Source organism: Kocuria sabuli, assembly GCF_040981185.1.
Taxonomy (GTDB): domain Bacteria; phylum Actinomycetota; class Actinomycetes; order Actinomycetales; family Micrococcaceae; genus Kocuria; species Kocuria sabuli.
In genome coordinates this window covers 109,824-122,651 of the sequence record NZ_JAVHZE010000002.1, presented here as the reverse complement: position 1 = coordinate 122,651, position 12,828 = coordinate 109,824, and the positions used below count along the sequence as shown (strand labels likewise).

Genomic DNA, 12,828 nt, shown 5'->3' with positions numbered 1-12,828 from the left:
GGCGCCGCGGCCGGCGGTCGCCCCCCGGACTCGAGCAGCACCGGTGCGTGCGCTCCCGGCCCGGGGCCCGGCCCCGCCGGTGCCAGAATGTCCGCATGAGCACCCCCTCGCACCTCGCCCCGCGCCCTCCGGCCTTCGGCTCCACCCGCGCCGACCTGTGGGTGCAGGTGCTCCTGGTGCTCGGGGTCTCGCTGGGCGCCTCGGCGCTCTACGCGGTGCTCTCCCTCGCGGAGCAGCTCGCCCGCGGACCGCTCTCCGAGGCGCGGACGACCATGAACCCGCCGCTGAGCCTCCAGCCGCTGTTCGACCTGCTGCGCCAGCTCACGGGCATCGGGCTGGACCTGGTGCCGGTGCTGCTCGCGCTCTACCTGCTCGCCGGGTCCGCGGGCGCCCTGGGCATCGCGCGGCGGCGGATCGGGCTCGACGCCCGGATGCCGCTCCCGGACCTCGGGCTGGGCGCGGTGCTGTTCCTGATCATGGGTCTCGGGACGCTCGCCCTCTACACGGCCGGCCGCGCCCTGGGCCTCACCGCCGAGGTGACGACGTCGGGGCTGGCCGAGCACTGGTGGACGGTGCCGGTGCTCCTGCTCTCCGCGCTGCGCCACGCCCTCGTGGAGGAGGTGGTGGTGGTCGCGTTCCTCACCGACCGGCTCACCCGGATCGGCTGGCGCTGGCCGGTGGTGCTGGCGGTCACGGCCGTGTTCCGCGGCAGCTACCACCTCTACCAGGGGATCGGTCCCTTCCTCGGCAACGTGGTGATGGGCCTCGTGTTCGCCGAGCTCTACCGGCGCACCGGGCGGGTGATGCCCCTGGTCGTCGCGCACTTCCTGCTCGACGCCGTGGGCTTCCTGGGCACCGCCTGGCTGCTCGGCTGAGGCGCGGGCCGGGGCGCACCCGCCCCGGCCCGCGGTGCAGCCCGTGCTCCGGCTCAGATGGTGACGAGGCCGTCGGGGGTCGCGAAGGAGACGGAGAGCAGGCCGGGGGTGCCCGCGGGGTAGCGCCAGTCCACGCTCAGCTGGTCGAGCGCGGTCTCCACGGGCGCACCCAGCCACTCGGTGACCCGCTCGGGCGCACCGGCGATGCACATCCCCGCCAGACCCACGTCGGTGAGCCGCGCCTGGGAGGGGTGCATCTCCGGGCCCGAGTCGAAGTGCACCATGAACGGCAGCTGGGGGTCCGCCATCAGACCCTTGACGCCGATCTGGTGCCACTCCAGGCACCGGCCGTCCGGGAACACCCGGTGGCCGGGCACGGCCCGGCGGCCGAGACGGTCCTCGAACGGAGCGAGGTCGTCGACCTCGACGACCCAGCCCATCCAGCCGCCGCCGGCCCGGGAGCGGGCACGCACGGCCTGGCCGAACGGCGCCTTCTCCGCGGCGGGGTGCTCGAGGACCTCGACGACCTCCACGTACTGGTGGTTGGTGAGGGGCAGGATCATGTTGCGGGTACCGAAACGGGGGTGCACCCCGCCCTTGACCGGCTCGATCCCGAGCTGGTCGGCGATGCCCTCGGTGGTGGCTGCCAGGCCCTCCGGGCGGCAGGCGTAGGACACGTGGTCGACTCTCATGGGCTCATCGTGGCACCGTGTGAGTTTCGTCTCCAAATCGGTCCGCGCCGTGCCGGAGCCCGCCGCGCACAGACCGTGTCCGGGGGACTCGCCGGGCCCGGCTTGACGCCGCGTCGCCGGAATCCGGACAATGTTGCCCAGGTCATGAGCGCCAGCGTCCAAGCCCCAGCTAGCTGGCCGGCAACCCTCCACCGCGGTGGGGTGCCCTGGGTGAAGACCGGGCTCCTCGCGACCGGCGAGCGAGCAAGCGCGGGTCCTCGGTGCCCGGCCGTCGCACGGCAGCACCACCACGGTCGGACACCGGACCCCTGACACCCGCAAGGAGTCCCGGCATGTCCGAGTCCCCCGCTTCCCCCACCGACGCCCCCGCGGCCGAGCTGCCCACCCCCGAGAACCCGGGGGGCTGGTCCTTCGAGACCCAGCAGATCCACGCGGGCCAGCGCCCCGACCCGGTCACCGGCTCCCGCGCCCTGCCGATCCACCAGACCACGTCCTTCGTCTTCCCGGACGCACAGGCCGCCGCGGACCGCTTCGCGCTCGCGGAGCTCGGTCCCATCTACACCCGGATCGGCAACCCGACCACGGAGGTCGTGGAGAACCGCATCGCCGCGCTGGAGGGCGGGGTGGGCGCCCTGCTGCTCAGTGCCGGGCAGTCGGCCACGACCTTCGCGGTCCTGAACCTCGCGGGGGCGGGGGACCATGTCGTGGTCAGTCCCAGCCTGTACGGCGGGTCCTACAACCTGTTCAAGTTCACCCTCGCCAAGCTCGGCATCGAGAGCACCTTCGTGGCGGACCCGGACGACCCCGAGGCCTGGCGGCGCGCCGTGCGGCCCAACACCAAGGCCTTCTACGCCGAGACCATCCCGAACCCGCGCAACGACGTCCTCGACATCGAGACGGTCTCCGGGATCGCCCACGAGCACGAGGTGCCGCTCATCGTGGACAACACGGTGGCGACCCCGTACCTCGTCCAGCCCTTCCGGTGGGGCGCGGACATCGTGGTGCACTCGGCCACCAAGTTCCTGGGCGGGCACGGCACCGCGCTCGGCGGCGTGATCGTGGACTCCGGCGCCTTCGACTTCGGCCGGTACCCGGAGCGCTTCCCCGGCTTCAACCAGCCCGACGAGTCCTACGGCGGTCTGGTCTACGCCCAGGCGCTCGGCGCGGAGGGCGCGTTCGGGGTCAACCTGTCGTACATCCTCAAGGCCCGGGTGCAGCTGCTGCGCGATCTCGGCTCGGCGATCTCCCCCTTCAACGCGTTCCTCATCGCGCAGGGCATCGAGACGCTGTCCCTGCGCATGGAGCGCCACGTGGCCAACGCCGGGGAGGTGGCCCGCTGGCTCGAGGCCCGCGAGGACGTGCGCACGGTGAGCTGGGCGGGACTGGAGTCCTCGCCCTGGCACGACCGGGCGCGCAAGTACGCGCCCCGCGGCGCGGGCTCCGTCCTCGGGTTCGTGCTCGAGGGCGGGCGGGAGGCCGGTGCGGCCTTCGTGGACGCCCTGACGCTGCACTCGAACGTCGCGAACATCGGCGACGTCCGCTCGCTCGTGATCCACCCCGCGTCCACCACGCACAGCCAGCTCCTGCCGGAGGAGCAGCTCGCGTCGGGCGTGGAGCCCGGGTTCGTGCGCCTGTCCGTGGGCCTCGAGAACGTCAGGGACATCCTGGCGGACCTGGAGCAGGGCTTCGCCGCGGCAGCGGCCGTGCCCGGAGGGAAGGAGTGAGCGTGACGGTCGTGCGGGGCGCCGACGCCGGTCCGGGCGTGCGCGAGGACGGCGTGCCGCGGCACGCCGGGATCGGGACGCTGGAACTCGAGTCCGGCTTCCGGCTGCCGGAGGTCCGGATCGCCTACGAGACCTGGGGCGTGCTCGCCCCGGACGGCTCCAACGCGGTGCTCGTGGAGCACGCCCTCACCGGGGACACCCACGTCGCCGCCGGCCGGGCCCGCCCCGGCGCCTCCGAGGCGGAGCGGCGCGCCGCCGAGAGCGGCGGCTGGTGGGACGGCCTGGTCGGCCCCGGCGCCGCCATCGACACGGACCGGTACTTCGTGGTCTGCGCCAACATCGTGGGCGGCTGCTACGGCACCACCGGGCCGGCCACCCCCGCCCCGGCCTCGGTGGACCCCGAGCGCCGTCCCTGGGGATCCCGCTTCCCCCTGGTCACCGTGCGCGACTCCGTGCACGCCGAGGCCGCGCTGGCCGACGCCCTCGGCATCGCCTCGTGGCGCCTCGTCATCGGCGGGTCCATGGGCGGGGCGCGCGCCCTGGAGTGGGCCGTGAGCCACCCCGACCGGGTCCGGTCCTGCGCGGTGGTGGCCGCCTGCGCCCAGTCCAGCGCCGAGCAGCTGGCCTGGGGCCAGGCGCAGAACCTCGCGATCCGCCAGGACCCCGACTTCCGGGGCGGGGACTACTACGACGGTCCGTTCCCCGTGGCGGGGCTGGGCCTGGCGCGGCGGATCGCCCACATCACCTACCGCTCCGCCGACGAGCTGCACCACCGGTTCGGGCGCACCCCGCAGGCCGACGAGCGCGTGATCGACACGCACCCCGGCGGACGCGGGCGCTACCAGGTGGAGAGCTACCTCGACCACCAGGCGTCCAAGCTCGCGGGGCGCTTCGACGCGAACAGCTACCTCGCGGTCAACGAGACGCTCATGTCCCACGACGTCTGCCGCGGCCGCGGCACGCTCGAGGAGGCCCTCTCGACGACCTCGTGCGACTGGCTCGTGGCCGCGGTGGACTCCGACCGGCTCTACCTGCCGCGGGAGTCCGACGTCCTGGCCGCCGCCCTGCCGGGGGACGTCCGGCGGCACACCCTCTCGTCCCCGTCCGGGCACGACGGTTTCCTCATCGAGACGCCGCAGATCGGGAAGCTGCTGGTCGAGACGGTGCTGGCCCGGCCCTGAGGGCCCGGTCCGCCCGGTCCCGGGTGGCACACTGGTGCCATGACCGACGCCCCCGCCCCGACCGGAACCGCCGCCCCCCACGCCGTCTGGAGCAACGAGGCCGACGCCCGTCCCGGCACCCCGCTGCTCGTGCTGCTGCACGGCTACGGCTCCCACGAGCACGACCTCATGGGCCTCGTCCCGGAGCTGCCGGGGGAGTTCAGCGTGGCCTCCCTGCGCGCGCCCCAGCCCGTCCAGCTGGGCTACCAGTGGTTCCCGCTCGCGGGCGACCTCAGCTTCTCGGCCGAGCGCGTCGCCGAGGCCGTCGAGCCGGTGGCCGGGTGGTTGCGCGAGCGCGCCGCGGAGCACCCCAGCATCACGCTGCTGGGCTTCTCGCAGGGCATGGCGATGGCTACCTCGCTGGCCCGCCGCCTGCCCGGGGAGATCGCCGCGGTGGTGGGCCTGTCCGGGTTCGTGGTGCCGGGCGAGCACCCGTCGTTCGCCGACGACCGGCTGCGCGAGCAGCCCCTGCGGATGTTCTGGGGCCGCGACCCGCAGGACCCGGTCATCCCGCCGCACCTCGTCGACGCCACGGCCGAGTGGATGCTCGGGCACGCCGACGTCATGAAGGTGCAGTACACCGGGGTGGGCCACGGGATCAGCCCCCAGGAGCTCCGGCACGTGGGGGAGTACCTCACGCACGTCGTGCTGGGGGAGTGACCCCGGCCGCTCAGCCCCCGGCGGTGATCCGGACGGAGGCGCCCCCCGCCGAGACGACGTCGCCCGGGTGCAGCTGGCGGCCGCGCCGCGTCTCGACCTCCCCGTTGACCGACACCTGGCCGTCCTCCACGAGGGCGCGGGCGTGGGCGCCGTCCTCGGCGAGGTTGGCCAGCTTGAGCGCCTGGCCGAGCCGGATCATGTCGTCGCGGATGGGCAGGTCGTCGGTGCGCGCGGGCTGCGGGGAGGTCGTCATGCCCCCATTGTCCCAGGTCCCGGAGTCCGCCGGTCAGCACCCCGCCCGGGGCGGGCGGTCGGCGGTTCCCCCGGGAATTGGCTACCCTGGGGCGAGGACGCCGCCCGCGGCGTCCTCGTTCATGACGGCCGACGACGGCCGCAGCCCCGGCGCCGACCCGCCGGGCCACGCAACCCACCACGCGCGTCCGCAGCCGGCGGTCGGGCGAGAACCTGGAGTGAACCCCATGGCCCCCAAATCCACGTTGGACAACGTCATCTCGCTGGCCAAGCGCCGCGGTTTCGTGTTCCAGGCGGGTGAGATCTACGGCGGCTCCCGCTCGGCCTGGGACTACGGGCCCCTCGGCGCCGAGCTCAAGGAGAACATCAAGCACGAGTGGTGGCAGACCTTCGTGCGCGGGCGCGAGGACATGGTGGGCCTCGACTCCTCGATCATCCTCCCCAAGCCCGTGTGGGAGGCCTCCGGGCACGTGGCCACCTTCACGGACCCGCTCGTGGAGTGCACCTCCTGCCACAAGCGCGCCCGCCAGGACCACCTGGTCGAGGCCTTCGAGGAGAAGAAGGGCCGCGCCCCCGAGAACGGCATGGCCGAGATCCCCTGCCCCAACTGCGGCACCAAGGGCCAGTGGACCGAGCCGCAGCAGTTCTCCGGCCTGCTGAAGACCTTCCTGGGCCCGGTCGACAACGAGGAGGGCCTGCACTATCTCCGGCCCGAGACCGCGCAGGGCATCTTCGTGAACTTCAACAACGTGGTCACCGCCGCGCGAAAGAAGCCGCCGTTCGGCATCGGCCAGATCGGCAAGGCCTTCCGCAACGAGATCACCCCCGGCAACTTCATCTTCCGGACCCGCGAGTTCGAGCAGATGGAGATCGAGTACTTCACCCACCCCGACGAGGCCGGGCGCTGGTTCGACGAGTGGGTCGAGGCGTGCTGGAACTGGTTCACCGACCTCGGCATCGACCCCGACCACATGCGCCGCTACGACGTCCCCGAGGACGACCGTGCGCACTACTCGGCGGGGACGATCGACATCGAGTACCGGTTCGGCTTCCAGGGCAACCCGTGGGGCGAGCTGATGGGCGTGGCCAACCGCACCGACTACGACCTCGGCGTGCACAACGAGCACTCCAACGCCGACCTCAACTACTTCGACCAGCAGACCAACGAGCGCTACCTGCCCTACGTGATCGAGCCCTCCTTCGGCCTGACCCGCTCGATGATGGCCTTCCTCGTGGACGCCTACACCGAGGACGAGGCGCCCAACTCGAAGGGCGGGGTGGACAAGCGCACCGTCCTGAAGCTGGACCCGCGCCTGGCTCCCGTCAAGGCCGCGGTGCTGCCGCTGTCCCGCAACGAGGACCTCTCGCCCAAGGCTCGGGACCTGGCCGCCGAGCTGCGCCGGAACTGGAACATCGACTTCGACGACTCCGGGGCGATCGGACGCCGCTATCGCCGGCAGGACGAGATCGGCACCCCGTACTGCATCACCGTGGACTTCGACACCCTCGAGGACCAGGCCGTGACCATCCGCGAACGGGACGCCATGACCCAGGAGCGCGTGGCCCTCGACCAGGTGAAGTCCTACCTCGCCGGGAAGCTCGTCCGCTGATGCAGGCCTCGCTCACGCTCCGACCCTGGCGGGACGGCGACGACCTGCGGCTGCTGGAGGTGTGGCCGGACCCGGAGGGCCCGCAGGCCGCCGCGTTCCGCGCCGTGCTCCGCCCGGACGCCGACGCACCGTGGTCGCGCACCGTGGTCGCGGAGGACGCCGGGGTGCCGGTGGCCGCCGGCACCGTCTACGAGTCGTCGCTGCACCCGCTGCGGCTCTGGGCCTACGTCGAGGTCGCCCCCGACCGCCGCGGCGAGGGGATCGGGCGCACCCTGCTGGAGCGGCTGCGCACCGAGGCCGCCGGCTCGCCCTCGGGCGTGCAGGCGCTGCGCACGAAGGCGGCGCCCGGCTCGGCCGGGGAGCGGTTCGCCCGCGCCGCCGGCCTCGCGCCCGTCCAGGTCTCGACCGTGGTCCGCGTCGAGGCCGGGGCGCTGCCGCTGCAGCCGCTGCGCGAGCACCCGGACGGCACGCCGGCGCAGGCCGTCGAGGACCTGGCCACCGGCTCCGTGGAGCTCACCCGGGCGCTGTGGGAGTTCTACCGCTCCGTGCACGCCTGGGACGAGCCGGCCGAGCTGCCGATCGGGCGGGTCAACCAGCTGTTCCTCTCCGAGGCCGCCCACGCGTTCGGGGCCGTGGTCCTGCGCAACGGCGTGGCGGCGGGGGAGCGGGGCAGGCTCTCCGCCTTCGCCGTCAGCTACCGCCCGGTCGAGCTCGACGCCGCCCCCGGCGGAGCCCCCGCCCCGGAGGAGGGCACGCAGGACGCCCCGGCGCACGTCGTGCTCGGCTGGGCACCGGGGGACGCCGCGGCGGGCCCCGCGCTCGAGCAGCTGCTGGCCCTGCTGGCCCACCACCACCCGGTGCAGTTCCAGGTGGACGGGTCCATGGAGCCGCTGACCGCCGTCGTCGAGAACCTCCTCGCCGCCGGCGTGGCCGCGGTGGTGGAGACCGCCGTGGTCCTCGCGGAGCCGCCCGCCTCGTGAGCTCTCGGCGCACGGGACGGGCCCCGGGACCGGAGGGTGACGGGGCCCGTCCCGTGCGCCGTCCGTGAGAGAATTCCCCGGTGATGCACACGCGACCGACCGACACCCGACCCGGGTCCGCGCCCGCCAGGCTCGACCTGCCGCCGCTGCAGCTGGGCAATCTCACGATCGACGTCCCCGTGGTGCTGGCCCCCATGGCCGGGGTGACCAACAAGGCGTTCCGCCGGCTGTGCCGGGAGTACGGAGGCGGGCTCTACGTCACGGAGATGGTCACCGCCCGCGCCCTCGTGGAACGCCGTCCCGAGTCCATGCGGATCATCGACCACGACCCGGACGAGACCCCGCGCTCCATCCAGATCTACGGGGTGGACGCCGTCCACGTGGGCCGGGCCGTGCGCATGGTCGTGGAGGAGGACCGGGCCGACCACATCGACCTCAACTTCGGCTGCCCCGTGCCCAAGGTCACCAAGCGCGGCGGCGGCTCCGCGCTGCCCTGGAAGACGGACCTGTTCACCGCGATCGTGCGCACCGCCGTCGAGGAGGCTTCCCGCGGCGACGTCCCCGTGACGATCAAGATGCGCAAGGGCATCGACGACGACCACCTGACCCACCTCGAGGCCGGCCGGATCGCCCGGGACCACGGCGTCGCCGCCGTGTCCCTGCACGGGCGCACCCTCGAGCAGCACTACTCCGGGACCGCGGACTGGGACGCCATCGCCCAGCTGCGGGAGGCCCTGCCGGACGTGCCCGTGCTCGGCAACGGGGACATCTGGAGCGCCGAGGACGCCGTGCGCATGGTCGAGCAGACCGGCGTGGACGGCGTGGTCATCGGCCGCGGCTGCCAAGGCCGCCCCTGGCTCTTCGGGGACCTGCAGGCCGCCTTCGAGGGCCGCCCCGACCGCTTCCGGCCCGGGGTGGCCGACGTCGCCCGCACGATCCACCGCCACGCCGAGCTGCTCGTCGAGACCTTCGGCGACGAGGCCAAGGGCCTGCGGGAGATCCGCAAGCACGTCGCCTGGTACTTCAAGGGCTACCCCGTGGGCGGGGCCCTGCGCGCCCGGCTGGCCCAGGTGCCCGACCTCGCCACCCTGCGGGAGCTGCTGGCCGAGCTCGACCTCGACCAGGGCTACCCCGGGGACGCCGTCGAGGGCCCGCGCGGCCGGGCCGGCTCGCCGAAGCGGGCGCAGCTGCCGCACGGCTGGCTCGACTCCCGCGAGCTCGGCGACGCCGAGCGGCTGGGCCTGGTCGCGGCGGAGCTCGACGTCTCCGGCGGCTGAGCCGCCCTTCCCCGACATGAGAGGACCGCGCATGCCCCACACGTCCATCGAGATCGACCGCACCGGCTCGCCCGCACCGGGCTACGAGGCCCGCGACGTGGCGCGCTGGGTGGCCGAGGACCATCACAACAAGTACCGCTCCGACTTCGAGCGGGACCGCGCCCGGATCCTGCACTCCTCGGGGCTGCGGCGCCTGGCGGCCAAGACGCAGGTGGTCTCCCCGGACACCGACGACTTCGTGCGCAACCGCCTGACCCACTCGCTGGAGGTCGCCCAGATCGGCCGGGAGCTGGGCCGGATGCTCGGCTGCGACCCCGACGTCGTCGACGCCGCCTGCCTCTCCCACGACCTCGGGCACCCGCCGTTCGGGCACAACGGGGAGTCCGCACTGCACCGGCTGACCCGGGACATCGGCGGCTTCGAGGGCAACGCGCAGACCCTGCGGTTGCTCACCCGGCTCGAGCCGAAGGTGCTCGACGACTCCGGGGCGCCCGCGGGGCTGAACCTCACCCGCGCCGTCCTGGACGCCGTGTGCAAGTATCCGTGGCAGGCCCACGAGGCGCCGCTGCGCCCGGACGGGACCCGCTCGCCGAAGTTCGGGGTGTACACGGACGACCTGCCCGTCTTCGAGTGGTTGCGCGAGGGCGCGCCCGCGCGCACGAAGTGCCTCGAGGCCCAGGTGATGGACCTCGCCGACGACATCTCCTACTCGGTCCACGACGTCGAGGACGCGATCGCCTCCGGGCTCGTGCAGCTGGGCTGGCTGGCCGACACCACCCAGCGGGACAAGGTGCTCGAGCTGACCCGCCGGTGGTACCTGCCCGGGGCGAGCCCCGCGAGCCTCGACGCGGCCCTCACCCGCCTCGAGGACTCCTCCCTGTGGGTGCGGGAGATGGACGGCTCGCGCAAGGACCTGGCGCGGCTGAAGAACATGACGAGCCAGCTCATCGGGCGCTTCGCGATGTCCGCGGTGGGCGCCACCCGGGACATCTACGGCGAGGACCCGCTGACCCGCTACGACGCCCAGCTCGTCGTCCCGGAGGACACGGCGGTGGAGATCGCCGTGCTCAAGGGTGTCGCCACCACCTACGTCATCACGGTGCGCGACGCCCAGCCGATCTACGACAACCAGCAGGAGGTGCTCTCCATCCTCGTCGGCGCGCTCATGGAGTCCGACGGCCGCTTCCTCTCGCCCGCCTTCTCGGCCGACTGGCACGAGCTGGGCGAGGGACCGGGGACGGAGACGGCCCGGCTGCGCCTCGTCGTGGACCAGATCGCCTCCCTCACCGACCTCTCCGCCGTGGCCCTGCACGACCGGATCCGCGGCACCCACTGGCGCGTGGGGGACAAGCCGCTCTGGTGAGTGCGGTGCTCCGCACACCCCGTCCCGTACCTCGGACGTGAGCGGGGTCGTCCCGGCGGGGCGTCCGGGGAGCCGGCCCGTGGGCGTCCGGCGCCCCGCCTAGACTGTCCGTGTGGCAGGACTGATCAGACGCGAGGACATCGACGAGGTACGGTCGCGCACGGACATCAAGGAGATCGTCGACGGCTACGTGACCCTCAAGAGCGCCGGCATCGGCTCCTGGAAGGGCCTGTGCCCGTTCCACGACGAGCGGACGCCGTCCTTCCACGTCCGGCCCCAGATGGGCACCTACCACTGCTTCGGCTGCGACGAGTCCGGGGACGCCATCGCGTTCCTCATGAACATCGACCACACCACCTTCTCGGAGACCGTCGAGAAGCTCGCCGCCCGCGTGGGCTACGAGCTGCACTACGAGCAGGGCTCGGGGCCGAAGAAGGAGGAGGTGGGGCGCCGCCAGCGGCTGCTGGACGCGCACAAGGTCGCGGCCGAGTTCTTCCAGCGCCACCTCTACACCCGCCAGGCCGGCCCCGCGCAGCAGTTCCTGGGGGAGCGGGGCTTCGACGGCGAGGCGGCCAAGCGCTACGGGGTGGGCTACGCCCCGCGCGGCTGGGACCACCTGCTCAAGCACCTGCGCGACCGCGGCTTCACCGACCAGGAGCTCAAGCTCACCGGGATGTTCTCCGAGGGCAACCGGGGGCTCTACGACCGGTTCCGGGGACGGCTGGTCTGGCCCATCCGCGCGGTCGCCGGAGAGGTCATCGGCTTCGGCGCCCGTAAGCTCTTCGACGACGACCCCGGGCCCAAGTACCTCAACACCCCCGAGACGGCGCTGTACAAGAAGTCCCAGGTGCTCTACGGGATCGACCTCGCCAAGCGGGAGATCGCCAAGCAGCGCCGGCTCGTCGTCGTCGAGGGCTACACGGACGTCATGGCGTGCCACCTGGCCGGGGTGACCACCGCGGTCGCGACGTGCGGCACCGCGTTCGGCCCCGAGCACATCAAGATCGTCCGCCGGTTCCTCTCCGACGACGGGGGCGGGGGAGAGGTGGTCTTCACCTTCGACGGCGACGCGGCCGGGCAGAAGGCCGCCCTGCGCGCGTTCGAGGAGGACCAGAAGTTCGTGGCGCAGACCTACGTGGCGGTCGAGCCGCACGGGATGGACCCGTGCGACCTCCGGCTGGCCCGCGGCGACGCCGCCGTGGCCCAGCTCGTGGAGAACCGCCGGCCCCTGTTCGAGTTCGCCCTCCGGGCCACCCTGAAGAACTACGACCTCGACACCATCGAGGGACGGATCCGGGCCATGCGGGCGTGCGCGCCCATCGTGGCCCGGATCCGGGACCGGTCCCTGCGCCCCGCCTACGCCCGCCAGCTCGCGGGCTGGCTGGGCCTGGACCCCGCCGAGGTCCAGCGCGCGGTCGACGCCGCGGGCCGCGCACCCCGGGAGGAGCGGCCGGATCCCCAGCGCCCGGAGCCCGAGTCCGCCCGCCCGCCCACGGCCGAGCTGCCCGATCCGCGCGAGCCCGTGGCCCGGATGGAGCGCGAGGCGCTGGAAGTGGTCATCCAGTGCCCGGACCTCCTGGGCGAGGAGCACTGGAGACAGTTCGGGACGTACACCTTCCGCTACCCGGTCCATGCCGAAGTGCGTGATGCCGTGTTCACCGCCCGCACGGACACCGGACCCGGCTCCGGGCCGGCCGTCGGTCAACCGTGGGTCGACGCGATCCGCCGGGGCCTGCCGGAGCCGCTGCACGGGTACCTGGCCGAGCTCGCCGTGGCCCCCCTGCCGGCGGCCAACCAGAAGCAGCTCGAAGGCTACGTGACCGGCATCCTGATCCATCTGTTCGAACTGCAGATCGACCGCCGTCGTTCGGACCGCATGGCGGAGATGCAGCGCATGGACATCAACGCCGATCCGGAGCGCTACCGTCAACTGCACCGGGAGCTGCTGGAGCTGGACGCGCAGCGGCGCAGCCTGCGCCAGGACTGACCGGCGCGGTGCGCGCCGGATTTGTCGAAGCCCGCCCGGAGCGGTAAAGTGATGGCTCGTTGCACGCGTGCGTGCACGGTCCCCCGTAGCTCAATTGGCAGAGCATTCGACTGTTAATCGAAGGGTTACTGGTTCGAGTCCAGTCGGGGGAGCACTCCGGAAGGCCTTCGTCAGCGGAAACGCGGACG

Annotated in this window: 11 protein-coding genes, 1 tRNA gene and 1 riboswitch; of the genes, 10 read left to right on the top strand and 2 right to left on the bottom strand. The window is 73.1% G+C overall.

The window, feature by feature from the left end; all coding sequences use genetic code 11:
- Window positions 1-95: 95 nt before the first annotated feature.
- Window positions 96-875, top strand: coding sequence for a CPBP family intramembrane glutamic endopeptidase (locus RE027_RS02835; protein WP_368806723.1), 780 nt, complete (start codon window positions 96-98; stop codon window positions 873-875).
- A gap of 53 nt (window positions 876-928) precedes the next feature.
- Here RE027_RS02835 and RE027_RS02830 read toward each other — a convergent pair whose 3' ends face one another.
- Window positions 929-1,567 carry a VOC family protein gene (locus RE027_RS02830; protein WP_368806722.1) on the bottom strand — a complete coding sequence of 213 codons (639 nt, stop codon included), beginning with the start codon at window positions 1,565-1,567 and terminating at the stop codon, window positions 929-931.
- Window positions 1,568-1,707: 140 nt separating this feature from the next.
- Window positions 1,708-1,823: riboswitch (SAM riboswitch) on the top strand.
- Window positions 1,824-1,899: 76 nt separating this feature from the next.
- Here RE027_RS02830 and RE027_RS02825 point away from each other — a divergent pair.
- From RE027_RS02825 to RE027_RS02815, 3 genes are read left to right on the top strand one after another with little or no spacing between them, the layout of a single operon-like run.
- Window positions 1,900-3,291 (top strand): bifunctional o-acetylhomoserine/o-acetylserine sulfhydrylase, encoded by a 1,392-nt coding sequence (locus tag RE027_RS02825; RefSeq protein ID WP_368806721.1) that lies wholly within the window; start codon window positions 1,900-1,902, stop codon window positions 3,289-3,291.
- A complete protein-coding gene (gene metX / locus RE027_RS02820) occupies window positions 3,288-4,472 on the top strand; it encodes a homoserine O-acetyltransferase MetX (protein WP_438612408.1) in 1,185 nt (394 codons plus the stop codon). The genes RE027_RS02825 and metX overlap by 4 nt, the downstream gene beginning before the upstream one ends.
- A gap of 39 nt (window positions 4,473-4,511) precedes the next feature.
- Window positions 4,512-5,171 carry an alpha/beta hydrolase gene (locus RE027_RS02815; RefSeq protein ID WP_368806719.1) on the top strand — a complete coding sequence of 220 codons (660 nt, stop codon included), beginning with the start codon at window positions 4,512-4,514 and terminating at the stop codon, window positions 5,169-5,171.
- A 10-nt stretch (window positions 5,172-5,181) separates the two neighbouring features.
- On the opposite strand, the gene RE027_RS02810 is transcribed toward RE027_RS02815, so the two are convergent.
- On the bottom strand, window positions 5,182-5,424 hold the full coding sequence (locus RE027_RS02810; protein ID WP_368806718.1) for an RNA-binding S4 domain-containing protein: 243 nt from the start codon (window positions 5,422-5,424) through the stop codon (window positions 5,182-5,184).
- 226 nt (window positions 5,425-5,650) lie between these two features.
- Here RE027_RS02810 and RE027_RS02805 point away from each other — a divergent pair, with 226 nt between their 5' ends.
- The 6 genes from RE027_RS02805 (at window position 5,651) to RE027_RS02780 (ending at window position 12,792) form a co-directional block, all read left to right on the top strand.
- Entirely contained in the window at window positions 5,651-7,033 is a 1,383-nt protein-coding gene (locus tag RE027_RS02805) for a glycine--tRNA ligase (protein WP_368806717.1), read from the top strand.
- The gene (locus RE027_RS02800; RefSeq protein ID WP_368806716.1) at window positions 7,033-8,013 is read left to right on the top strand and encodes a GNAT family N-acetyltransferase; all 981 of its coding nucleotides are present in this window, start codon (window positions 7,033-7,035) and stop codon (window positions 8,011-8,013) included. The genes RE027_RS02805 and RE027_RS02800 overlap by 1 nt, the downstream gene beginning before the upstream one ends.
- 83 nt (window positions 8,014-8,096) lie before the next feature.
- A complete protein-coding gene (gene dusB, locus RE027_RS02795) occupies window positions 8,097-9,290 on the top strand; it encodes a tRNA dihydrouridine synthase DusB (protein ID WP_368806715.1) in 1,194 nt (397 codons plus the stop codon).
- A 31-nt stretch (window positions 9,291-9,321) separates the two neighbouring features.
- On the top strand, window positions 9,322-10,653 hold the full coding sequence (locus RE027_RS02790) for a deoxyguanosinetriphosphate triphosphohydrolase (protein ID WP_368806714.1): 1,332 nt from the start codon (window positions 9,322-9,324) through the stop codon (window positions 10,651-10,653).
- Window positions 10,654-10,765: 112 nt separating this feature from the next.
- Window positions 10,766-12,640: a DNA primase gene (dnaG, locus tag RE027_RS02785; RefSeq protein ID WP_368806713.1), complete on the top strand. Its 1,875-nt coding sequence runs from the start codon at window positions 10,766-10,768 to the stop codon at window positions 12,638-12,640.
- 79 nt (window positions 12,641-12,719) lie between these two features.
- A tRNA-Asn gene (locus RE027_RS02780) sits at window positions 12,720-12,792 on the top strand.
- Window positions 12,793-12,828 lie beyond the last annotated feature (36 nt).